A 24903-nucleotide genomic window follows, 5' to 3' on the forward strand; every position below is an offset into this window, starting at 1 on the left:
CATTATATCACAAGCCGTGAAAACAATATGACAGCCAAAGGCATGGTTATGATACAGAACAAGGTAGTAAATACATTTAAAAGACCGGAGTATGCAGCATCTTTGTTATATACCTGAGCCATCTGGGTGATTGTTGAAGCGGATGGTGTGATGGAGGCAAGGAATACTATGAGGAGTAAAGTTCTTCCTTCTGGAATAAGGGCATATACATGACTTACATACATTATAAGCAGTAAAACAGCAGGCCAGATGACGAGCCTGATGGCAGAGAAAATGTATAGTTTTGCGTTTTTCAGGCTGTCGCGGATCGGCGAATCAGCCATCAGCATGCCAGTTACTATCATGCTGAGAGGTGCAAGCATATTTCCTATGTCTTTTACCGGTGTGAGTATGACAGATGGCAGTTTTATATGGCAGAAAAAGAGCAGGAGTCCGGCTATTATGGCTATTACATTTATATTGGTTATTATCTTTTTCCATTCCATATGTGGCTTTTCGGCGAGCATGGTGCTGCAGTGTGTCCAGAGAAATATCAGCTGTACAGACATAAATGCACATGAATACAGTACATAGTTGGTACCCAGCATAGCATTTACAAGTGGGATTATCATATTTCCCGAGTTGGAATACATGACAGTGGCACATTCAACTGTATTCCAATGCCAGAGTTTCCTTCCGATATTTATAAAAATCAATAGAAGAATATGTATAATGGTTGCAAGAACAGCGGAAAATAATAGTCCCTGCAGTTTTTCTTTTGTAAAGCCAATTTCAAATGAATTTATTATGGCGCAGGGCATCACCAGATATACCACAATGATAGACAGGATCCTGCATATTGATTACCTCTTTTCGCTCCTGTATTATAATCCCATTTTACAAAAAAAGGAATATACCACAATGGGTGGCTTGTCAAAAATAAAAGAATGCGATAGAATATGTGCAATTTACAGGAATTTGTTTAGTTGGATTTAGAACAAGGAGAGATGACAAGCTATGCATTCACAGAAAATCCATAACAAAAAACTCATATTGCCGGTTCTCATTTTCCTGGCAGGTTGTCTGGCCTTGGCAGCAGTTTTATATCATTCATACAGAACAAATTTAAAACATATGCGGGCTGTCACAGAACTTAATGCCACAACCTATGCAGAACGGTTGCAGAATGATATGAACCGTGGCGTTGCGATTACAGATACACTTGAGGAAATAGTACTCAGTGAAAATGGAAAAATTGATAATTTTCAAAAAGTTGCAGGAAATCTGATGACAGATTTTGTTCAGAGCATACAGATTGCACCTAATGGTGTTGTTACAGATATATATCCGGAGGCGGGAAATGAAGCGGGAAAGATAGATTTGATCCACGATGAAAGTCGTGGAGAGATATGCCGTTACGGGAGAGATAAAAATATAGTTACTATGCAGGGCCCGTTTGACTTAAAACAAGGAGGCCGGGGCATTGCAATCAGAAATCCCGTATATCTGGAGTGCCCGGATGGAACCTCTGCGTTCTGGGGATTCACTATTGTAATTATCCGTATTCCGGAGGTATTTGAGAAATCGGTTCAGTCACTTACCCAATTTGGTTATGATTACTGTCTGACAAAGACAGTTTCTCCTTTGTCGGATGATACAGAGGTGGTATCGGCATCAGGTAATATTTTGAAGGAGCCGATTACATTTGAGTTTGAATTTTGTGGCAGCACATTTGGCTTAGAGGTAATGCCAACTGATGGTTGGAACCACGGATGGAACATACTTCCGCAGCTCGTTTTTGGAATTTGTATTATTTTGCTTTTAACGGGATTAACGGTGATCGTTCTTGTGGTTGAGAGACATCGTGAGATATTAAAAAAAATGGCGATAACAGATCCGTTAACCGGTCTTTTGAACCGCAAAGGTTTTGATGAGCAGCTTGAAAAGGTGATACAGGACGGTCATTGTATTCATTGTGTGGGCGCACAGATGGATATTGATGATTTTAAATTTATAAATGACATGTATGGACACGTCGTTGGTGATACCGCACTGAAAAGTCTTGCACAGGACATGAAAGATAATTTTGGTGTAAATGCCATTCTATGCAGAAATGGCGGCGATGAGTTTTCTGTTATCTTGATCGGAACAACAGAGGAAGAGGCAAAGAGTATAATAGAGAGTTTTACCCTTAAGCCAAGGTATATAACATATAATGGTGAAGAGCATCCTTTTTATATTTCTCTTGGGTACGCAGAATATCCGAAGGACTGTGACGATGTTTTGGAGCTTATCAGATGCGCAGATATGGCACTTTATGCGGTAAAACTACATGGGAAGCATAGTTGCAGTCCTTATCGCAGTGATTATAAGATACAGCACAGAAGTCAGCTTGGGTTTGCACTTCAGGATGTGTCAAAAAATCTTCCGGGAGCTTTCCTGATATATATAGCTGATCCGGAGGATGATCGTATTTTATTTGCAAATCGTGAATTGATTGAGTTTGCAGGCTGCAAGGATTTCGATGATTTTCTGGATTATACCGGGCAGCGATTCAGGAATCTTATTCACCCGGATGAACGGGATTCTGTGGAGACCAGTATCTGGAAACAGATTGATGCAAAGACCAGTGGAAATAATGATTATGTAAGATTCCATTTTGCAAAAAAAGATGGATCCTACCGCCCTGTTCTTGATCATGGAAGAATTGTAGAAAGCCGTTACTATGGAAATGTGTTCTATGTTCTTATCATGGACTGTGCTTTGATTGAATCTTTTTATGATGGCTTTTCCAGATAGAGTAAGTCATCAGCAGAAACAGTTATTGGAGAACTGATTTTCTCATGAAGATACAGGTATATCCTATGTGATATATGAGATATAGAAAACAATACAATATAAAAATAATTATCAGGCAGGCAGTCTTATAACGAGACTGCCTGTTTTTTCGTGAATTTTACAAAAGAAATATACAACCCTTGCAATCTTTACGGAAGTGTGATAGCAGGCACAGGCAGGCATATTTATAATAAATACAGAAATGAAGTGAGACCACCTCAAGGAGCAGGTGAGTCCGCTTCATATGTATAAGGAGCAGGCAGCCGGAGATGAAAGAGACAGAGAGAAAAGACAAAACGACAGGGAAAACGGATGAAAAAGCAGGTGGGCATCTTGTTTTATTTGTGAGAAGAAATGCAGTATATATCGCGGTTTTCCTGATTGGAGCAGCCTTTCTTCTGGCGGCAGGTTCATTTGACTGGGATCGGATCAACAGCTATACAATGTACAATAACGACAGCAGGACATTCGTAAGAGGGCGGGTAGTATCTGTCGATAATGAACGGCTGGAGACAGATCCATATGATCATTCCAGATATCTTGGGGAACAGGAGCTTACAGTTCTGATTCTGGATGGGGAGCAGAAAGGCGACAAAGTATCGATTGATAATTATTTGTCACAGACACATAACATCTATGTAAACGCGAATCAGAAAATAATCGTATGTGCAGATATGCCGGAGGAAGCAGCTCCCTACTACACAGTATTCAATTATGACAGGTGCCTGCCACTTGGCATCCTTGTGGTGGTATTTGCCGCGGTAATGTTGTTTGTGGGAAAAGGAAAAGGCTTACGGGCATTAGCCGGTGTCGTTTTTACACTTCTTCTGGTAGTACTGTTTATGGTTCAGGCGATCTACCACGGATTTCCTCCTGTGATTGTCTCAATCCTGACTATATTAACAGGAACAGCAGTCAGCCTGTTGTTGTTAAATGGCTGCAGCAGACGGACGGCTGTATCCGCACTTTCTACTGTACTTGGAGTCGCAGTAACAGGAATTATTTTTTACATAAGTTCAAAAACCTTACATCTTACAGGATTTAACAGTGACAATGCGGAAGAACTGCTGGTCATTCAGGGAGCGACAGGACTTTCGGTTCGATCACTTCTGATCGCAGGCGTTCTGGTATCTTCCTTTGGAGCCGGCTGTGTATTTGCAAAGAGCAGAAAGAATAAACAGTAAGTGTCAGTTATACAGAAAAATATAAGAATCCCGTTTGGCGTATGCCAGGCGGGATTCTTGTGGTATAATAAACATAAAATTACTTGCTTGTATATTTTGAGAGGGAGGTATGTATGATGTGTTATACAATTGAAGAAATCAAAGATAAAACAATACCAATTGCAAAGAAACATGGCATGTATTGTAAGAATGGGTGAAATAAGATACAGAAAAAGACTGTTGTTTGAATAATTCAAATAACAGTTTTTTTCGATTTTAAAACAGTCGGGAAAATGATGAGAATGTCGTATTTTTTATATTGTAAAAATAGGATTCATACTATCATACATTCATAAATTGAAGAACGAAATCATAATTTCTGTCAAAAAGAATGAGACAGAAAATACATATGCAGAGAGCCGGAAAACAGCTGCATAAGGAAGATAAAACAAACGGATAAAATCAGGAAAAGGAGTATGATGGATATGAAGAATCAGGTAGTATTGGATTGGAATCAGTATGTAGCACTTGCAAGACAGACAGTAGCAGAAGGCTGTGTTCTGCTTGAGAATAAAGATCAGGCACTTCCGCTTGTAAAAGATGAGAAGGTGGCAGTATTTGGAAGAATCCAGAACCACTATTATAAGAGCGGAACCGGTTCAGGCGGAATGGTAAATGTATCAAAGGTCTATGGAATCGTAGATGGTCTGCGTGAGAGTGGTCAGGTCATTCTGGATGAGGAGCTGATCAAGATCTATCAGGACTGGGAAGAGACACATCCATTTAACGAAGGCGAAGGCTGGGGAAATGAACCATGGTGTCAGGAAGAAATGGAGCTGACCGATGAGGTTGTGGAAGCAGCCGGCAAGCGATCAGAGACAGCTATCGTGATCATCGGACGTACAGCAGGCGAGGATAAAGATGCAAGTGATACCAAGGGTTCTTATCAGCTTACAGATGTGGAAGAAGATCTGCTCACAAAAGTAAGAAAGAACTTTGATAAGATGATCGTTTTATTAAATGTCGGTGGTCTGCTCGATATGAGTTTTACAGACCGTTACCAGCCGGAAGCTGTTATGTATGTATGGCAGGGCGGCATGGTTGGCGGACTTGGAACAGCAGATGTATTAACAGGAGCAGTTTCACCATCCGGTCATCTGACAGACACGATCGCATATAAAGTTGCTGATTATCCTTCTACACCATATTTTGGTGATCCGGATAAGAATTATTACAGTGAAGATATCTATGTCGGATATCGTTATTTTGAGACTTTCGCAAAGGATAGCGTCAGATATCCGTTTGGATATGGCCTGTCCTATACAACATTTGAAAAGTCAGTCGTTGTATTTGCAAATGAGCCGGAGAAACAGCAGTTTACACTTCATGTAACTGTTTCAAATGTCGGTTTAAAGAAAGGAAAAGATGTTGTTCAGATCTATGCGGAGCTCCGCAGGGTAAGCTTGGAAAAGCAGATAAGGTTCTTGTCGGATTTGCAAAGACAAAGGAGCTTGCACCGGGTGAATCCGAAGAAGTAGAGATCACTGTTCCATACAGCCGCTTTGCATCCTATGACGACTCCGGTATTACAGGACATGCTTATGCATTTGTATTAGAAGCAGGCACATATCATGTATTTGCCGGCGAAAATGTCAGAAGTGCAGAATGTGCAGGCGCGTTTGAGCTTGCAGATGGTCTTGTGATCGAGCAGCTTTGCTCTGCACTTGCTCCGGTAGAAGCGTTTGACAGAATGAAGGCAGCAGAGACAGAGAACGGATATCAGGTCATGATGGAAGCAGCACCACATCATGCATCAAACGAGAAGCAGAGAAGACAGGATCATCTTCCGCAGGAGATCCGTCAGACGATGGGTATGCATACATTATCCGATGTGGCAGATGGTTCGATCGGAATGGATAAATTTATTTCAGAATTGACAGACGATGACCTTACTTGTATCATTCGAGGAGAAGGCATGGGAAGTTCACTTGTAACACCGGGAACGGCAGCAGCATTTGGAGGTGTATCCAAGTCGCTGATCAACCGTCATGGAATCCCTTCTGTATGCTGCAGTGATGGACCGTCCGGTATGCGGTTAGATTGTGGTGTGAAAGCATTCAGCCTGCCAAATGGAACGATCATCGGATGTACATTTAATACGGAGCTTGTAAAAGAGCTTTATACCTGTACCGGTTATGAGATGATCGCACAGAAGGTGGATTGTTTACTTGGACCTGGTATGAATATTCACCGTCATCCGTTAAATGGAAGAAACTTTGAATATTTCTCAGAAGATCCATATGTGACAGGATGCTTTGCCGGTGCGATGTTAGAAGGTCTGCATGCAGCAGGTGTAACAGGGGCAGCCAAGCATTTCTGTGCAAATAATCAGGAGATGAGACGACATTTTGCAGATCCTGTTGTATCAGAACGTGCACTTCGGGAGATCTATCTGAAAGGCTTTGAGATGATCGTAAGAAGCGGTGTCTGCGATGCGATCATGACGACATACGGACCGGTAAACGGAGTATGGACAGCCGGAAATTATGATCTCTGTACGACAATCCTCAGAGAAGAATGGGGATTTAAAGGTATTGTCATGACTGACTGGTGGGCATCCATCAATGAGCGTGGACAGGAGCCGGATAAGATTAATTTTGCGGCAATGGCACGTGCGCAGAATGATATCTATATGGTATGTCCGGATGGATCAACAAATGCCAGCGGAGATAATACAGCCGCAGCACTCGTAGATGGACGACTGAAGCGTGCGGAGCTTCAGAGAAATGCAGCGAACATCTGTGGCTTTGTACTCGATACAGAAGCAATGCGAAGAGCAATGGGCTGCCCGACAGAGGTATCGATCATCAATCGTCCGGCGGAACCGGATGATGTTGATCTGTCAGAGGTTGAATTTGTCAGATTAGATGGCGACTATGAATTACGACTTGATACCAAGGAGTCGAAAGCCGGTGTAAATTATGTTCTTCCGTTTGATGTACAGAAAAAAGGAATTTATGAGATTGAACTGATCGGAAGCTCCGATCTCTCAGAACTTGCCCAAATGCCATGTACGTTGTATTATACCAATATACCGATCCTCAGTTTCACATTCCATGGAACAAATGGGGAAGACATGGTTATCAAAAAAGAATTTGATCTGCATACCAGATTTTCAGTTATGCGTCTGAATGTCGGTAAAAATGGTCTTCATTTAAAACAGATCCGATTCAGATATTTAAGGGAGGGCAAAATTTGGAATTAAATATTTTACTGAAGATAGCAATTATCTTTCTGTTTTTTACAGCCGTTGATATATGCGGACATTTCATCTTTAAGACAAAGAGAAATGTCCCGGAATGGCTGCTCACGATAGGGGTAGTTCTGGCTTTTGCCGGGACTACCTTTCTTGGCGTACGCAGTTATTTCGATGATACAGATACAAATGAACAGGGTATCTATATGGCATATTGCTATATAATGGATGGCAATTCAGACCAGGCAGTCCGGATTCTGAATGATATATCAGGCAGTTCGGAGGAAAAAGAGGTGCTTGGTGCAGCCTGTGATACGATGAATGGCGATTATATCAATGGGTATTTCAAAACCCAGGAGCTATTAGAACGAAAAGGGATCAGCAAGGCTGGCAAAACCTGCCTGACGAAGCTTGATACTTATTGCTCCGAAAAGCTTGGTATGACAGATGGTGGAACAGAGGCATATACGGATTATGAAGCATATCTTTCGGATCTGGAAAAGCAAGGTGCGGTGGAGAAAGCTACATATAAAAGCGGATCCGATGATGTACAGGAAAAGAAGACGGCAGGACAGGAGTTTTTTTCTGCTTTAGAAGAGTATGTGGATGAACGGCATTTCACCAGAAAAGAAAAGCGCAAATATGAAAAGGCGTATGAGCTTGACAACAAGATCCATGGAGTGGCTGTTTCGGAGCTTACAGAGGATGATATCAAGGACCTGAAACATACCTATGGAGAAACAGAGGAGATCCTTCGCAGGGAGGTCAGCTTTTATGTTTATCAACAGGATTATGATAAGGCGAAGGAAAAAGCATCGGAATTGAACCGACAATTTAAAAGTCCGGAGAATACGGTTATTTATACGGATGTGATCGCCGAAGAGGTTTACCGTAACAACATGGATAAAAACTATACAGAGGCTTCCTTTGATATGAAGGATGAGGAGATCAGAAAGCTGGTGAAACAGGCAGAACGTACGAAGGAAAAAGCACAGAAGCTGATTGATGAAGAGGGCTATGAAGGAAAGCATGCGGATGAGATCAATGAATTATTAGAAGAGGCAGATGAAAGTTACAAGGAAGCATGTAATGTTCCGATCAAGCGTGCGGCAAATTATATTCTGGTACAGATACCACGACATGGCGATGATACCGGCTTTTATGAACTGCAGCTGTCGAAGCTGTACCTTGCAATGGATGACCGGGATACTGCAAATGAACATCTGCATCAGATAATTGATAATAGTGCAGCGATCAGCGATCAGTCCTCTTTGAAGGATTCGATCGATGAGGTTGTTACCCAGTATAATCAGATATCCAATGATGCATACAATCCGGAGCTGAATGCAGCTGTGACTGATCTGGTGGACAAACAGAGTGCACAGGTTGTTCCGGTGTCAGAGGATACCATTAATGGTTCATTTAATTCTTATGTATCAACGACTTTGAAATATGACAGGATCAGTATTCATATCAGCCGGATCGATACAACAGATTATCCTGCTATCCGTGCTTACATCAATATTAACGGAACAAAGGATTCCAAGGAAGAGCTGGCAGACCAGTTTACAAAGGAAGACTTTTCAGTGATCGATACACAGTATGAGATAACAGATTTTACCTTACATAGTGGTGCGGAGAGTGAAGGAGCAAGCATCGGTATTGTCATGGATAAGAGTGGAAGCATGGAGGGAGCAGCGCTTGAAAATGCAAAACAGGCAGCGGCAGAAGCAGTCGATCATATAACAGCAGAAAAGATGATGATCATTTCCTATGATAATGAAGCATATCTGGAACAGACCCTGACATCAAAAAGCGGAACCCTGAAGAATTCTATTAATAATATATCAAGTGGTGGTGGAACCAATATTTCGGCTGGTTTAAATCTTGCACTGGATAATCTGGAAAGCGCGAATGGAAGCCGGGCTGTGATCCTGATGTCCGATGGACAGGACGGCGGTTCGGAGGAGGATATGCAGGCGGCAGTTGATCGCGCGGTAGAGCTTGGCATCAGTGTATATACGGTTGGATTTGGTGAGTGTGATGATGCCTATATGCAGGCGATCGCAGAATACACAGGTGGAAAATTTGTAAAGGCAGAGGCATCCACGGAGCTGTCGGATATTTATCTGTATCTGCAGAAATATATTGTCAATAATTACAGCATTGAATATACTGTGACCAGAAATCCGGAAGCAGATCCAAGATTTCTGACGGTTGATATTGCAGAATATAATGCATCAGAGACCAAGGATTATTATATAAATGAAGAAAACAGACCGGAAGATCTTGGGCAGGATGATCTGATCCGTAAGGTAGACGAGAATACACTTGGCATATCATCCGTCACACCGGGGAATGCATCGGAAAAGGATGTAAAGGCAGGTATAACCGTTACCGTAAATGGAGGTGGATTTGCTGATATTGAAAGTGTATTTATCGGAAATACAGCTTTGACGGATATACAGGTAACAGATAGAACAAGTCTGACTGGCGTACTGACCGGAGAACTCACCGCAGGCATTTACGATGTAAAGGTAAGAACAACCGATGGAAGAGTTGTAACCGGAAGTGCTGCTTTCAAGGTATTTAAGGCAGGAACCTCAGAGTCTGTAAGAATAGGAGATATGACGATCACAGCAGATTCGATCGGACAGGTGGCAGATGACAGGCTGGTAGCCAGTGGTAATGTTATGATCAATGGTTTTATGCATTGCTCAGGTGATATGGAGATGATCGTGGCAGATATGGATCCGGAGCTGGAGCTTGTGTCCGGCAAGACGATAAAGGCAGGAGATTCCGGTACAATTCAGGGTGATGGCAAGCTTTATGTCAGTTATACAGAAATGCAGGAAAAAAGCAGCAGATTTGCGGATCTTGTCATGAATGGCAGGGATTATATTGTTGCAGAGTCAGGCTTTTATGCAACGATAGATGAGGAGAAGACATCCTTTGATCAGAACCTTTCAAACATGAATATATCGATCCCATTTATCATGGATATCAAGGCGGCGGAAGTAAAATTATACAGTAACCGCTTGCAGATCGACATTGATTCGATCCGGGTGGATAAAATGATAGAATCAGGAATTAAGTCACTAAAGCATGAAACCGGTGCAAACAAATACAAAAAGACAGAAAAACCACAGGAAAGAGCCAGCTTAAAGGAATTTGGCGTTTCCGATTTCTTTAAGGGCTTTGATATTTCGGCTTCAGTAGCAGTTACAGCAGATGGACTGGAGTTTGGTGGAGAACTGACTTTGTCTCCGGATGATAAGATCAGCTTTGGAATATTTGGAATAAATGAAATGTCGGTCAAGCTGAATTCGCTGGATCCGGAGCATGAATACTGGAAAATTGGCGGTAAGATTGATTTTTCAACATCAATAGGTGCATTTGGTAATACCGGAATTTCCGGCTTTGATGGATATCTGTCATCCTATTACTGGATTCCGGATACAGTTAAGCTTGATGCAAATCTGCGGCCGGGACCAAGAGTCTGCGAGATAATGGAGATCAATAAGGTAGGCGGAGAATTACAGGGTATGAGCACATTGCTGATCGGACTATATGATTCTCTCGTATCTGAAGAGACAAAGAAGATCCTAAATGCCGGAATCGATCAGACGTTATATGATAAGGATATTAAGCTGATCGGAACTGTTGAGGCAGAGGCGGATCTGTTCGGATGCTTTGGCGACGAGAATACCGGAAATCAGTGGATGAAAAAGTTCAGGCAATGGGGCGAGATCGGAAATGCAAAGGGACAGGTTGAGATCAATTTCAGCGAGCCGGAGTTTGCTGTTTCAGCAGAAATGTCATTGCTTGGTGCTGAAAAAGCAAAGGCAGGAGCCAAGATCAACAAGGATGGACTTGATATATCAGCGGCACTCGAGCTTGGAATTTCTGGTTTTGGCTGCGAGGTAAAAGGAAGTGCAGCAGCAAATCTTGGAGGAAACTTCACTGATCGATATATTAAGATTGGAGTAAATGGAAATGTAGATATGGCGCCGGTGGATGTCCATGCAAAGGGTGACTGCAAGCTCACGATTGATTGGGACAGAGAGTTCAGTAAAGCTAAGGTAACATTAAATTATAAGGCGAATAACGGAAAACAACAGGAAAAATCTATATGGTATGATGAAGATGGAGGTCTGTTCCTGTGGGATAAGATCAGCACATCATCTAATTAAGGGGGCAGTTTAACATGAAGAGAGTAAGGAAAACAATGTGGAAGCTGTGGACAGGCGTATTATTATTTATAGGGATGATCGTCTGGCTTCCGATACAGGTGTGGGCAGCACAGACAGAAGTCGAGATTGATATGCCGGAGGGTTACAGTAAGGCGGTCTTTTATGTAACCTGGGAAAATTATGAACAGCCTGGAACGATTGTGCTGACTTCACCATCCGGTAAAGTATATAGCAAGAAAAAAACGCCGGATCAGGTTTATGAGGCAAATGGCGAAGCAATCATACATGTCGGAAAAGGAGAAGAAGGTACATGGAAGGCTGCGGTAACCGGAGAAAATCTTGGTGTGGTGGACGTAACGATAGGTGAGGTTCCGGATTCGCTGGTCATCAGTAAATTTGAAATATCAGAAAAAGGAACCGGAAGTGTCAAGGTAAACTATAAGATCACAGACTGCCCGGATGAGCTTTATGTGGAGGTGTTTGCAGATACTGATTCAGAGGGCTTTGACGGAACCTGCGTATATAGTGACAATATGGAAAAATCCGGATCGTTTACATTTGATCTGGATCAGCTTCCGAGCGGAGAATATCATTTTTATATCCGTGTATCCGTAGACGGTGTGTATCAGCGTGCCTATAGTGATGCATTTATCAGCTATCAGAATCCGGAGGATGTAGAGAAGGTTTCCGGGGTAAAGGGTGGAACATATAATGATGGATATTATATTTCATGGAAAGCTTCTAATGAGGAAGCTTATACGGTACGGGTTTATGATGAGGCACATAATCTGATCAGAGAAGAGGAGCAGGGAACCACGGATTTCTATTATGATGATTTTACAGGTGATGCTTCTAAGGTTTATCTGGCAGTGATAAGAACAGATGAGAACTGCAGGTATGAGCTTGTGTCGGCAGATGCTGCAGTAAAGGCTGATGCTGATGTAGTCTTTGATGCAGATGCAGACAGAACAAAGAGTAGCTTCATTCAGGCAACGGTCACGATGCAGGATAAGAATACATTTGATGCATATCTGGGAGATGAGCGGATACTTACGGATGAAAAAGAAAATGGTATGTATCGGGTGAACTTAAAGGATGGAGATAATACGGTGACCTTTGTTATTACGGATCCGGCAGGCAATACTGTAGAATATTCCAAAGAGATCTATGTGGATACCGTACCACCGCAGTTGTCCATATCCGAGGATGTTGATGGAAAGGTAGTAACCGAAAATACCATTTATCTGAATGGTTATACGGAAGCAGGAGCTTCCCTGACCTTGAATGGCGAACCGGTCGAACTGACACAAAGCTATTTCCATAAAAAAGTGTCACTTGCAAATGGAGAAAATACACTGGAGCTGATCGCAGAGGATGCAGTAGGAAATCAGTCAGTATACAGAGCTGTGGTGACCTATGAAGCTGCAAAAACTGTAAAACGTGTATTTGAATATGTGATACTTGGTGGTCTGGTACTGGTATTATTGATCCTTTATATTATTGTATTTGTCAAGGGGCGAAAAAGGAGGAAGCAGTCATGATCGTATATACAATCATTCAGGTGGTCATTACGCTTGCTGCGGCTGGTGTGATCGGTTACAGTATATTTCTGACTGTACAGGTTTCCGGTGACCGGCTGCTGACCATGGACAGTACATTAGGTTATCGGTACGCGGTTGCTTATCGCCAGTGGCAGTTATATGCAGGCATTGCTATTGCGGTATTGCTGTTTTTGTGGGTGCTGTATATACTGGCTTGGCGTAGATACAGGATGAAACACAGAGAAGAGCGTCTGGCAAAAAAAACAGCGAAAAGAGGCAAAAAGGCAGGAAAAACAGAAGAAAAAGACAGATGCAAAGAAGCCTCAGACAGCTGCCGGTGACACAGTATCAGATAATTATGATGTAAGCATGCAAAGCTATTATCCAAATGGATATGATACAGATAACTGGGGCTATTATCCAAATGGATATGCTGCAGAGAATCAGGGCTATTATCCGAATGGATATGCTGCAGAGAATCAGGGCTATTATCCGAATGGATATAGTGCAGAGGATCAGACGTATTATCCGAATAGCTATAATGCAGATATACAGGGAGGTTATCCGGATGAATATGCTGCAAATGCACAGACATATATGCCGGATACATATGGACAATATATATCATCGAATGAAAAGAATGCTCCAGACACAAAAACAGGAATGAAATGAAAAAGAGTCATTTCAGCCGTTAACGAATCTTGTTATTAACAAAAGGGGATGTAAAAAAACTCCCCTAAAAAGAAAAATAGCTATGGGCTTGTGCCTATAGCTATTTTTGGTATAATAAATTATGCAACTAACTCAAAATACCAAGGGTAATTATACACCTCGTTTTCAGGTATTTATCCGATCTCGCCGTGCTTCTCATAGCTTGTGATGCGGGAAATGGAATTATCTTCATTTACAAATACAACAGTCGGACGATAATCTTTGGCCTCTTCCGGTGTCATGGAGGCATAACACATCAGAATGATATGGTCTCCGACCTGAACCTGTCTGGCTGCTGCACCATTTAGGCACATCACACCCGATCCCGGTTCTCCGGCGATGGTATAGGTCTCAAAACGATTTCCGTTTTCGATATCAACGATCTGCACCATTTCATATTCAAGGATCCCGGCTTTCTTCAAAAGCTCAGAGTCTACGGTGATACTGCCGACATAATTCAGTTCAGCCTGTGTAACAACGGCTCTGTGGATCTTACTTTTTAACATGGTAATATTCATTAGAATGACACCTCTTTATTCTTTCTCACCGCACATACTATAACATAAAAAGAAAAAATGCAATATAGAAATACAAGAAATTGTAGAAAAAGGATGCAAAAAGGATGCAACTATATTGCATAAAATATGTAGTGGTCATGTACATTTAATATGTCGGGAAAAATGAAAAGAAAGCTTAAGAAAGTTTAATAAAAAAATAGACACGTATTAATGAACAAAATCGATGGTTTGTGTTAATATTTTACAGCGCTGAAAAAATATACATATTAATTTTGTTTGTTAAAATGTAGGATCACAGCAGGAGGTAATTATTTTGAAGAAAATAAGAAAAGAAACAGTAGGTAATAAGACAACACAGGTAAGCAGAAAAATGCGCTATAAAAAGATGGCAGCACTTGCCATTGCAGGAGTTCTGGCAACAGGAACTGCACTTACAGGCTGTGGAAAGAAGAATATAGATTACAGTGTAGACGGTGAATCAGGAAACGGAGGCAGCTCGGACAGTGGAAGCCTTCAGGGTAAGTACGGAATACCGGAATCCTGTGATACTACACTGGACGCTGGAAGCAGCGGGATCAGCAAACTTGCAATAGAAGCAGATGAGGTAACAGTGCCGGATACGTAGATCTTCCGACTGTATATGTAAAAAGAAAAGAATCATCAAATGATACTAGAAAACAGATCGTAGAAGCTGTCCTTGAAAAAGACAAAGGTATTTATACATATGATTATAACAATATGACAAAAGCAGATATTCAGGACCAGATCGATGAGTATGAAAAGGAAAAGAAGGATTCTGCAGCAAATGGAGATAATTCCAGTGCATCCTGGTTTGATTCCATGATCTCCGACCTGAAAGATCAGCTTCAGAATGCACCGGATGAATATCCGGCGGCTGATGATTATTCCGGTAGTGCCTTTATCGGAGAGATCAACGGAAGAAAATATATTATGTATATGGACGACCAGGACAGCGGAAGTGGTTCCGTAGGTCTGAAAGATTCGCTGATTACCTACCGTCCAAAAGATGGAATGAACGGAGTATATTATTCAACTCCGGATAGCGGGGATGATCTGTCAGATGCAGATGTGTCAGCCTCAAATGTATGTACATTTACAAAGGAAGAAGCACAGTCCATTGCAGATGATTTTATCAGTAAGGTCGGTATTTCAGATGCTGCCCTGAATGATACACAGGATCTTTACTGGTATTACTATGGAACAGATGGGAATACCGAGGCTGTTGATGTCGATGGATATGTATTTACATACAGCAGAGCGATCAATAATCAGACTACCGATGTTCCGGAAGCCTGGAATGTTGATAATATTACGCAGGATGATGGATCGGTAAGCATTCCTGCTGAAACCTGTACGGTATATGTTGATTCTAATGGTATTATATCTGCAAGCTGGGTATCCTATCTGGAAACAACCGGAAAAACAGAGTCAAATGAACTCTTATCATTTAAGGAGCTGTTAGAAAAAGCAAATAAGAATATTGCAGAATACTATACCACATATCCAACCAGATATAAAAAAGTAGAGTTTAATTCTATGAAGCTTGGATATTATCTGGAGAAGACAGATGAAGAAGGAACATTCAAATATGTACCTGCATGGATATTGACACAGTATGAGGATATGACCGATTCCACAAATGAGACATATCCAACCCAGATGGTTGTCCTTGATGCTACAGATGGTACGGTGATCGATCTGATGGAACTGTCCAAGCACTTGGCACATATCAGAGTTATGAAACAGATACGATCGCAAGAGATGTATCTGATGACGGCAGTTCATCGATATCTACTATAGATGATGATACCAACACTTCCGGAGATTCCACAGGCAGTGAAGGAGATTCCACAGAGGGTGATGCAGATACAACCGGTGATACGACTGAAGAGTAATCGGTCGCGGAACATGGCGCAAAATAATATGTCATTTACTGGATTGGATCCAGAAGCTATAATAAATGAGAGAAGAAAAGAGGAGGTTCTTATATGCAGAACAAAACAAAGAGTAAAGAGGGATTTCGTACATATCGTAAGAAGATGGCAGCTATACTGTTGGTTGGTATGCTGGCAGTCAGCACAGCAGTTACCGGCTGTGGCAAGAAGGATATTGATTATGATGTAGAAGGAAATGGTGGTTCCGGAAGCAATGCGGACAGTGGCAGCCTGCAGGGTAAATATGGTATTCCGGAAAGCTGTGATACAGAGATCGCAACAGGAGATTCCGGTATTCAGAAGATTGCGATCGATGCAGAAGAAGTGATCGTTCCGGATACAGGAGATCTCTATGTTGCATCGTTTAAGAAGAAGGAAACAACAAATGATAGTAAAAAAGAAATAGTAGAAGCAGTTCTGGACAAAGATAAGGGTATCTATGAATATGATTACGATAAGCGTACCAAAGAAGATATTCAGACTGAGATCGATATGTATGAAGCCGAAAAGAAAAAAGGTGACAGTGACATGACATCTTATTATGATTCCTGGATCAATGATCTGAAGGATGAGCTTGCGACTGCACCGGATGAATATCCTGCAGCAGGCGATTATACAGGAGATACTTTTATTGGTTCGATCGGAGATACAAGGTTTACGGTATCCACTCCGAGCAAGGAAAATGGTACAACCGGATATTCCCTGTATCTTGCGGATGATTTCTTAAAATATCGTCCAAAGGATGGGGCAAGCGGATGTTATTCAACTTCCATGGACGATTACATGCAGTATAGTGCAGACGAGTCAGATTCTGTAGATGCAAATACAAATCAGTGTACATTTTCAGAAGATGAAGCAAGACAGATGGCAGATGATTTCCTTGCAAAAGTCGGATGTACGGATGTAACCTTAAAGAATACATCAGCACTTTGCTGGGTTTATTATGATGATAATGGTGACAACCAGTCAACAGATGTGGATGGATATACATTCACATATTCAAGAGCGATCAATAACCAGCCAACCGCAACAGTAAATGCATGGAATGTCGATAACATCCAGCAGGACAATGCATCCATTGATATTCCAAAGGAGGAATGTTCCATCAGCATTGATTCCAAGGGTATCAATAGTGCAAGCTGGAGCGAATATCTGGAAGCAGATGGAGAACCACAGGCAACACAGATTCTTTCCTATAAGGATCTGTTAGATAAAATGAATGAAACCGTTCCTGAATATTACAGCAAGTACACATCTCATTACAAGAAGATTGAATTTAACGGTATGGAGCTGACCTATTTCCTGAAAGCAGGAGACAAAGAAGGAACCTTTGAATATATTCCGGCATGGATATTATCCCAGTATGAGGAATATCAGGATTATACAGATAAGGACAGCCCGACACAGATGGTTGTAGTCGATGCAAGAGACGGATCAGTGATCGATCTTCTGGAACTGGCCAAGTCACTTGGCACATATTATACATATGATGACAAAGACGATTCCGATACAGAAGACGTAGACGATACGGATACAGACACAGATACATCTTCTGAAGATACATCCGCTGAGGACACTTCTGCCGAAGATACATCTTCTGAAGAATAAAAATATTAATATAAAAGATATGCTCATGTACTGTTTCATGTAATAAGCAGTACATGAGCATTTTTAATTATTCAGAAAATATACAGCTATGATGCGAAAATGATTTTTCCCTGTGTTTTAATTAGAAAGTCGTAAGATAATTTGGAGAAAAAATACAAAAATTGGAGAAGATACGGATACTTCAGATAGTGCAGAGAAGTGACCGGGATCGGGAAAGAAATAAAATATATTTACGATATGAGGAGGAAGGAAGATGAGAAAACAGATCAGGAGAAGAGGAACCGCCTGGCTGATGTTTGGAACAATGATGATGGCGGCGGTATTTACCGGATGCGGGAAAAAAGATATCGACTATGATATCGATGGATCCAGCGGAAAAAAGGACAGCGGGAGTATTCAGGATAAGTACGATATTCCAAAGTCATATGATGACAGTATAGCAGTAGGGGATTCGGGTTTGAGTGAGATCACATTGAAGGTGGATGAGATCTCGGTTCCTGATACATCAATCATGTATACTGAGAAGTTAACAAAGAATGATACCGCAGGAGAGGCACTTAAAAAAATAGCGGAAGCGATATTTGATAAGAGCAAAGGAATCTATGCTTATGATGAGAACAATCAGACAAAGGCAGATATAGAAGAACAGATCGCATCCTATGAACAACTGAAAAAAGAGCTGGGAACCGATGCGGAACGTATTAAGGAGATAAATGATACGCTTACAGAGCTTCAGGATGAGCTGGAAAAAGCACCGGAAGATTATCCGGCTGCCGGAGATTATTCTGCAACAAAGTACCTTGGAACATGTGGTCAATATGAATTTGTCCTGAGGACACCGGATGATACGATTTCAAGCTATGATTTATCATTGAAGGAGGATGCCATGGTATATAGACCTGCAGACGGAACAGAGGATGGAACGGAGATGATCGATCATGGCGGCTATGTGTCATTAAATGACAGTATAAAATATGGTTCCGAAGGTGCAGAGGAGGCACTGAACGATAAAAACCAGTGTAAATATTCAGAAGAGGAAGCATTGGAGATAGCAGAAGAATTTCTGAAGAAGATCGACTGTAATGATATGACACTTGGAGAGTCCTCCGCACTGGCATGGACCTATGATGATGCTTTATCAACGCTTATAGAGCGTGATATTGATGGGTATTATTTTACATTTAACCGGATGATAAAGGATCAGTCTCTTGGAGAGGGCTTACAGGCATTGAATGTTGACAATATGGTGCAGCAGGAAGCAGGTGTGGATATACCTACAGATTACTGTAAGATTGCGGTGGATGATAATGGAGTGATCGGAGCTGTCTGGACGAATAATCTGTCTGTCGAAGGTGAGGCAGGGGAAACAGAACTGCTTTCTTTTAAAGAACTGATGAAGCGGGCGGATTCATCTGTTTCTGAATATTATGCAAAGTATAATACACAGTACAAGTCGATCGAATTTAATCGTATGCAGCTTACCTATTGTCTGAAACCGGGAGCACAGGACGGTGAATTTGAATATGTGCCGGCATGGATCATATCGCAGGTTGAAGTATATGAATTTGATGAAGTTACATATGAAGATCCTCAACAGATGGTCGTGCTGGATGCAACCGACGGATCCTATATTGATATCCTTGAGGTATCGAAGACACTGGGAACATGCAGTGTAATACAGGATTAAACGGAGGCGGTATAAGGATAATAAAAGAAGTCATTTTTATCTGATATATGAGGGAAAACGGGAAAATCTTTAAGTAAGAAGGGATACAAATGATGAAAATGGACATTACAAAAAGAAGAAAAATGATGGCACTGTTTCTTGCAGGAACTCTTACAGTATCTGCGGCTGTTACAGGATGCGGAAGGAAAAATGTAGACTACAATGTAGATAATACCCAGCCGAAACAAACAGAGGCAGATCTGGGACAGACGGAGACATCTGCATCCGGAGAAGATCTGGATAGTGGAAGTCTGTGGAGTAAGTATAAGATTCCATTTACCTGTGATACGGAGATTGCGATTGGAGATACCGGCTTATCAAAGATCCATGTAACGGATGATGATATCAGTGTTCCGGATACCTCCAACCTTCAGATCGCACAGTATAAGAAGAAAGATCCGGAGAGTAATGAAGTGAAGAAGCAGGTGGCAGAGAATCTGTTTGATAAGGATGAGGGAATCTATGTATATGATTCCATGCATCGGATAAAAAAGGACATTCAGGCAGAGATCACACAGTATCAGACAGCAAAGGAGAATTATCCGGATCCTGTATTTGCGGATTCCTATGATTCATGGATCAGCGATCTGGAAACGGAACTGGCAGATGCCCCGGACAGTTATCCGGCTGCCGGAGATTATTCCGCGGATGATTATGTTGGTACTGTGGATGGGAAGGAATATGAATTGTATTACAAAACCGACAGCGTTTATCGTTCCTTTAATATGCGGGAAGATTTTATGATGTATCGTCCGAAAGAAAAGGCAACGTATGTCACGCCATATTCAAAGGCTGACTATGAAAGAGAGACAGGAACAGAAGCGGATCAGGAGAATACAGTTCAGAATGCCTGCAGCTATTCCAAAGAGGAAGCACAGATGAAGGCAGAAGAATTTCTGTCGAAGATCGGTGCGAAGGATGTAGCCTTACAGGACAGTTCTGATCTTTACTGGGTATATACAGATGCGACAAATTCGGTTGTTGCTACGGATGTGGATGGGTATTCGTTCACCTACGTAAGAGCTGTTGATAAGCAGCCGGTGTCAACGATGGCATTTAATCAGGTTGAAAATCTGCAGAAGCAGGTGGAATATTATGATGTGCCGGTTGAACGCTATGAGATCACAATGGATTCCAATGGAATCATCAATGCGAACTGGTGTGATTATCTGGAGTCCACCGGAGAAAGTGCAAAGACTGAGATCCTTTCATTTCCGGAGCTGCTTGAAAAGGCAAATGAAACCATACCGGAATATTACAAAACCTATCCATGTAAATATAACGCGATCAATTTTAATGATGTGACCTTGACCTATTACCTGACAGCAGGCGCAGCAGATGGACAATTTGAATATAAACCTGTCTGGATCTTTTCTTCCTGTGATGATAAATCGGATCCGGATTATCCAAGTGAGATGGTGGTATTAGATGCAGCCGATGGATCTGTGATCGATATGTTGAATGTAGCAATGAAGATATCAGCAGATTAAAATTAGACTTGATATTCAATCCCGGTTATGTGAAAATGGTAGCAGGTGAAAATGGTTACATATGTATATTAAGGGATACATTATATGAGTACACAAAACAGTCTTGTTATCATAAAAGAGAAAATTGCAGGTGTCATGCTGGATGATAAGCGCATGAAAGCGGATGATATTGCTAAAAAAGTCCTGAAGGGAAGAAAACGGGAATGCAGCACGCCTCCAAAGTGGATGCAGGATGCATTTCATATTACAAAGGCAGAGTCAGAGAATGGATTATGCTATTATGTGAAACCAAAGAAGAAAGAGGTAAAGAATTTCTTCTTTTATATCCATGGCGGCGGTCATTGTATGGAAATCAACAAAAACCAGTGGGAATTTGTTGCGACTGTGGTCGAGGAAAATGGATATGGTGCGGCTGTTCCGATCTATCCGCTGGCGCCAGAGCATAATGCACAGGATACTTTTGATATGCTGATCGGGACATACAGACATCTGACCAGGCAGGAGACAATCGACCGTCTGGTTGTTGTTGGAGATTCCACAGGCGGTGGACTGGCGTTATCACTGGCAGTTCTGGCATGGAAGGAAGGTGTTCGCAGACCGGATAAGCTGGTGTTGTTATCACCTTCATTAGATACAGAATTTATGGATGGAAATCTCGCCAATCATATGCTTGATCGCAAGAAAGAGGTACGGAAGTATTATTACCGGCTGGGCATTAAGGAATTTCTTAGCAGGTACTGGATTCAGGATCTGTATCATCAGAATGAATATACCTGCCCGATCTATGCGGATCTGACTGATATCTGTGATGAGATCGCCATATTCACAGTAGAAAATGATCTGCTGAACAGCTATGCAAGATTATTATATGATAAGCTTAAGAAAGAGCAGATCCGGATTCACTATTTTGAATATTTTGGAATGCCTCATGATTATATTGAGCATCAGCATGTGCCGGAATGCCGTATGATCATCAATCGTATCAGCGACAGTATCAAGGATGAAGCAAAGCTTGTAAATCCTGAGATCAAGCGTGCAGTATGGGCACGGTCAATGGTAGCGGAACGATATCCGAAGCTGTTTCAGGATGATGAGTCGATTAAGATTGCAGCCAAATTAAATGTGTCACATAAGGATTTCAATGCGATGTATCAGGAATATGATCGCCTTGTTAAGATTGGACGGATCGTAGAGATTGACAAACGGGTAAAACAGTTTATTATGAGGTATGCAGATGGCGTTATTGTAAATGTCGGAGCTGAGTTAGATACCATGTTTTCCCGCATGGATAATGGCAGGATCCGATGGTACAATGTAGATATGCCTGAGACCATGGAACTGCGGCGCAAGATGGTGGAGAGCAGGGACCGGGAGCAGAATATCGGCAAATCAATCCTTGATTTTTCATGGCTTGACAGTGTGAAGAAGAAACCGGGTGAAGCAATCTTATTTGTATGCTGTGATGTAACGAAGTATTTTACGGATAAGAAGCTGCAGGCGTTTCTGAATGCGATATGGGAGCGGTTTCCGGGTGCTGAGGTACTGTTTGATGTCAAGAATTCCGTTGGCAGAAAACGGGCAAATCTGAAAGTATTAACAGGAAAGAAGAAAGGTTCGTTTATAAAAGTAAGTATTGATAACTGTACCAGCCTGATGTATGACTGGAATATCAAGTACAGAGTGTTGTATGACAAGGCGATTCTGAATCAGGAAGATATCACGGAGATGTTTTCTTTGGATATAGCAAAAAAGTATCGTCATGCGATCAGACGAAAATATGATAAAATCATACAGCTTCGGTTAGGTACGGAACGAATTGCAATATAAACGGCTTGTGACTGACATGAGAGAAGCAGACAGAAGAAAACAATTAGCAAAAAGAATGAAATATGCAGCGTGCATCGGTACAGGAATTGTAATTGGAATCATAGCAGGAATTTGTATTGGTATTGATTATAATAAGACAACCAGATCGACACCTGCCTTGTACACGGAAATGGAACATGGTCTAGAACTGACACCGGGAGAACTGGCAAATCTGATCTATGATAATTACTGGAATTATATCAAGAAGAGTTACATCATTGTAGGAGATGATAAAGAAACTGCACAGCTTTATAAGATCAGTAGTAAGGTAGCCAGACATAATTATGATTTGGAACGGTTTCAACTGGATGATGATGGGTATATGAGTTATTCGGATGATAAAATCAAGCATGCAAAGCTTGGAATCGATGTATCCAGTCATCAGGGATCAATCGACTGGGATCAGGTAAAAGAAGCCGGTATCCAGTTTGCAATGATCCGTTTGGGATATCGTGGATATACACAGGGTGGTCTGGCACTGGATGACGGCTATGTGACGAATATAGAAACAGCTCTGGAAGCAGAAATGCCGGTTGGGGTATATTTCTATACACAGGCAGTAAGTTATGATGAAGGAGTAGAAGAAGCACAGTATGTACTTCAGAATATCGCAGGTTATAAGATCAGTTATCCGGTTGTAATTGATACGGAGAAGATGGAAGCAGAAGGTGCCCGCGCAAATGATATTTCAAATGAAGAGCGTACCGATGCCATTGTTGGTTTTTGTGAGACGATAAAAAATGCCGGATATACACCGATGATCTATGCAAATAGAAACTGGTATGCGCAGAATCTGGATATGGATCGATTGGGTGATTATCAGCTCTGGCTGGCACAATATTCCAATGTACCCGATTTCCCATATCTGTTTACCGGCTGGCAGTATACCAGTGAGGGAAGTGTGCCGGGAATCTCAGGATCCGTTGATATTGACGTCTGGATGAAATAGAAAACATTAAGAATATGATTATAGTACAGAATCCATCTGCTTTATAACAATACAGAGCAGATGGATTCTTGTCTATGATAAAAAGATAAAATTATAAAATTAAAACATCCATATTTTATAATACAGATAAATGCTGTAAATAAAGGTATGGATGTTTTTTATGTGATAAATCGTCTTATTTAATTGTAAAGGTTACGTTCTGAACCTTGCCGTTCTTTGACCAGATGGTTAGGGTATGTGTTCCCTTTTTCTTAACGACTGTGTTCTTCTTAACTACCTTGCCGTCCAGTTTCATCTTTACAAGGCTCTTGCTGTTGGATACTGTGATCTTCTTGCCGGCTTTGTAGGACTTGTTGTTCTTAACGGCTGTTGTCTTTGCTGTTTTTGTAACCTTACTGGTAGATGCGTAGAAGTTTTTCTTCTTGCTGGCATCCCTGATAGTCCATGAAACGGTCTTTGATTTGTTTGAAAGCTTACCGTTTGTGGTCTTAACCTTATTCTTAAATGAAACCTTTACATTCATGTAGAATGACAGGCTGTCAGTAAGATCGTTTTTCTGAAGCTGTGCAGCGTCGGCAAGTTTTGCAATTGTAAGATTACTGCCTGCTGTAGAAGGATCAAGTGTAGCATAGAAGAAATTCTTTGTCAGACATACATTTGTGTAACCTGCAGATGAAAGTAAATCTTCGATATCACTGAGTTTCTTGTTTTTTACGGTCATGGAGAACATATGGTAGGTAACACCATCGATCTTCTTTTTTGAATATTTGGCACCGGATCCCTTAAGTTCATTAATGAGTTCTTTTTTGGTCATTTCAGACATGCTGGCAAGTCCATCCAACATTTCATCATCATAACCCTGTTCAATCGTACAGGTTGCTTTGGTGGCAGAGGTGAGTTTTACGGTTGTGTTAATAGCAGAACCGCAGCCGGTCATCATCAGACCAAAGATGCAGACACACAATGCCAAAAGTACGTGTTTCATTTTTTTGTTCATAGATACCCTCCTATAATAAAATTTTGTCTACAGACTCAGTCTATCATCCGCGTTTCCTAAAGTAAAGGCAAATACCGGATTTTGTAGCTTAATAAATCTTATCTGTGGTATAA

General features: G+C 41.4%; 18 protein-coding genes and 1 pseudogene. 16 read left to right on the forward strand and 3 right to left on the reverse strand.

Translation table 11 applies throughout. The annotated features are described in order from the left end of the window. Positions 1–2: 2 nt before the first annotated feature. Complete coding sequence (locus tag DW959_RS11925; RefSeq protein WP_226800998.1) at positions 3–839, reverse strand: AEC family transporter; 837 nt, start codon at positions 837–839, stop codon at positions 3–5. Between the two features lie 229 nt (positions 840–1068). Here DW959_RS11925 and DW959_RS11930 point away from each other — a divergent pair, with 229 nt between their 5' ends. From DW959_RS11930 to DW959_RS11960, 9 genes and pseudogenes are all read left to right on the forward strand, one after another. Then, positions 1069–2778: a diguanylate cyclase gene (locus DW959_RS11930; RefSeq protein ID WP_226800972.1), complete on the forward strand. Its 1710-nt coding sequence runs from the start codon at positions 1069–1071 to the stop codon at positions 2776–2778. Between the two features lie 308 nt (positions 2779–3086). Next, positions 3087–4001, forward strand: coding sequence for a YibE/F family protein (locus DW959_RS11935; protein WP_117822030.1), 915 nt, complete (start codon positions 3087–3089; stop codon positions 3999–4001). A gap of 464 nt (positions 4002–4465) precedes the next feature. Beyond that, positions 4466–5518 carry a glycoside hydrolase family 3 C-terminal domain-containing protein gene (locus DW959_RS14690; RefSeq protein WP_243013892.1) on the forward strand — a complete coding sequence of 351 codons (1053 nt, stop codon included), beginning with the start codon at positions 4466–4468 and terminating at the stop codon, positions 5516–5518. Then, positions 5488–5571, forward strand: a pseudogene (locus DW959_RS14695) (hypothetical protein); the annotation flags it as partial. The gene DW959_RS14690 and the pseudogene DW959_RS14695, both read left to right, overlap by 31 nt. A 108-nt stretch (positions 5572–5679) precedes the next feature. Beyond that, complete coding sequence (locus tag DW959_RS14700) at positions 5680–7245, forward strand: glycoside hydrolase family 3 N-terminal domain-containing protein (protein WP_243023393.1); 1566 nt, start codon at positions 5680–5682, stop codon at positions 7243–7245. Further along, positions 7236–11429, forward strand: a complete 4194-nt coding sequence (locus DW959_RS11945) for a VWA domain-containing protein (RefSeq protein ID WP_118616247.1) — start codon at positions 7236–7238, stop codon at positions 11427–11429. The genes DW959_RS14700 and DW959_RS11945 overlap by 10 nt, the downstream gene beginning before the upstream one ends. Positions 11430–11443: 14 nt before the next feature. Beyond that, positions 11444–12970, forward strand: coding sequence for a hypothetical protein (locus tag DW959_RS11950; protein ID WP_118616249.1), 1527 nt, complete (start codon positions 11444–11446; stop codon positions 12968–12970). Then, positions 12967–13311, forward strand: coding sequence for a hypothetical protein (locus DW959_RS11955; protein WP_118616251.1), 345 nt, complete (start codon positions 12967–12969; stop codon positions 13309–13311). The genes DW959_RS11950 and DW959_RS11955 overlap by 4 nt, the downstream gene beginning before the upstream one ends. Before the next feature lie 28 nt (positions 13312–13339). Beyond that, positions 13340–13642: a hypothetical protein gene (locus DW959_RS11960; protein ID WP_118616253.1), complete on the forward strand. Its 303-nt coding sequence runs from the start codon at positions 13340–13342 to the stop codon at positions 13640–13642. Between the two features lie 173 nt (positions 13643–13815). Here the strand turns inward: DW959_RS11960 and panD are convergent, their stop codons facing one another. Continuing rightward, positions 13816–14199 carry an aspartate 1-decarboxylase gene (gene panD, locus DW959_RS11965; RefSeq protein WP_117822025.1) on the reverse strand — a complete coding sequence of 128 codons (384 nt, stop codon included), beginning with the start codon at positions 14197–14199 and terminating at the stop codon, positions 13816–13818. A 313-nt stretch (positions 14200–14512) separates the two neighbouring features. Here panD and DW959_RS11970 point away from each other — a divergent pair, with 313 nt between their 5' ends. From DW959_RS11970 to DW959_RS12000, 7 genes are all read left to right on the forward strand, one after another. Continuing rightward, entirely contained in the window at positions 14513–14824 is a 312-nt protein-coding gene (locus DW959_RS11970; protein ID WP_118616255.1) for a hypothetical protein, read from the forward strand. 56 nt (positions 14825–14880) lie between these two features. Next, positions 14881–16020, forward strand: coding sequence for a DUF6034 family protein (locus DW959_RS11975; protein ID WP_243023395.1), 1140 nt, complete (start codon positions 14881–14883; stop codon positions 16018–16020). Positions 16021–16208: 188 nt separating this feature from the next. After that, positions 16209–17762 carry a DUF6034 family protein gene (locus tag DW959_RS11980; protein ID WP_118616259.1) on the forward strand — a complete coding sequence of 518 codons (1554 nt, stop codon included), beginning with the start codon at positions 16209–16211 and terminating at the stop codon, positions 17760–17762. A 253-nt stretch (positions 17763–18015) separates the two neighbouring features. After that, positions 18016–19449: a hypothetical protein gene (locus DW959_RS11985; RefSeq protein ID WP_118616261.1), complete on the forward strand. Its 1434-nt coding sequence runs from the start codon at positions 18016–18018 to the stop codon at positions 19447–19449. Between the two features lie 89 nt (positions 19450–19538). Next, entirely contained in the window at positions 19539–20978 is a 1440-nt protein-coding gene (locus tag DW959_RS11990) for a DUF6034 family protein (protein WP_118616263.1), read from the forward strand. Positions 20979–21062: 84 nt separating this feature from the next. Next, on the forward strand, positions 21063–22805 hold the full coding sequence (locus DW959_RS11995; protein WP_118616265.1) for an alpha/beta hydrolase fold domain-containing protein: 1743 nt from the start codon (positions 21063–21065) through the stop codon (positions 22803–22805). Between the two features lie 55 nt (positions 22806–22860). Then, complete coding sequence (locus DW959_RS12000) at positions 22861–23793, forward strand: glycoside hydrolase family 25 protein (RefSeq protein ID WP_243023394.1); 933 nt, start codon at positions 22861–22863, stop codon at positions 23791–23793. A 175-nt stretch (positions 23794–23968) separates the two neighbouring features. Here the strand turns inward: DW959_RS12000 and DW959_RS12005 are convergent, their stop codons facing one another. After that, positions 23969–24790, reverse strand: a complete 822-nt coding sequence (locus DW959_RS12005) for a hypothetical protein (RefSeq protein WP_117807273.1) — start codon at positions 24788–24790, stop codon at positions 23969–23971. Positions 24791–24903: the final 113 nt, after the last annotated feature.

Source organism: Clostridium sp. AM46-21 (genome assembly GCF_003480025.1).
Taxonomy (GTDB): domain Bacteria; phylum Bacillota; class Clostridia; order Lachnospirales; family Lachnospiraceae; genus Coprococcus; species Coprococcus ammoniilyticus.

Excerpts from the sequence above, each read along its gene's own strand:
- DW959_RS14690 (WP_243013892.1), top strand. The coding sequence starts at position 4,466 with ATGAAGAATCAGGTAGTATTGGATTGGAATCAGTATGTAGCACTTGCA.
- DW959_RS11955 (WP_118616251.1), top strand. The coding sequence starts at position 12,967 with ATGATCGTATATACAATCATTCAGGTGGTCATTACGCTTGCTGCGGCT.
- DW959_RS12005 (WP_117807273.1), bottom strand. The coding sequence starts at position 24,790 with ATGAACAAAAAAATGAAACACGTACTTTTGGCATTGTGTGTCTGCATC.
- DW959_RS11980 (WP_118616259.1), top strand. The coding sequence starts at position 16,209 with ATGCAGAACAAAACAAAGAGTAAAGAGGGATTTCGTACATATCGTAAG.
- panD (WP_117822025.1), bottom strand. The coding sequence starts at position 14,199 with ATGAATATTACCATGTTAAAAAGTAAGATCCACAGAGCCGTTGTTACA.
- DW959_RS12000 (WP_243023394.1), top strand. The coding sequence starts at position 22,861 with ATGAAATATGCAGCGTGCATCGGTACAGGAATTGTAATTGGAATCATA.
- DW959_RS11935 (WP_117822030.1), top strand. The coding sequence starts at position 3,087 with ATGAAAGAGACAGAGAGAAAAGACAAAACGACAGGGAAAACGGATGAA.
- DW959_RS11995 (WP_118616265.1), top strand. The coding sequence starts at position 21,063 with ATGAGTACACAAAACAGTCTTGTTATCATAAAAGAGAAAATTGCAGGT.
- DW959_RS11985 (WP_118616261.1), top strand. The coding sequence starts at position 18,016 with ATGAGAAAACAGATCAGGAGAAGAGGAACCGCCTGGCTGATGTTTGGA.
- DW959_RS11960 (WP_118616253.1), top strand. The coding sequence starts at position 13,340 with ATGCAAAGCTATTATCCAAATGGATATGATACAGATAACTGGGGCTAT.
- DW959_RS11950 (WP_118616249.1), top strand. The coding sequence starts at position 11,444 with ATGAAGAGAGTAAGGAAAACAATGTGGAAGCTGTGGACAGGCGTATTA.
- DW959_RS11990 (WP_118616263.1), top strand. The coding sequence starts at position 19,539 with ATGATGAAAATGGACATTACAAAAAGAAGAAAAATGATGGCACTGTTT.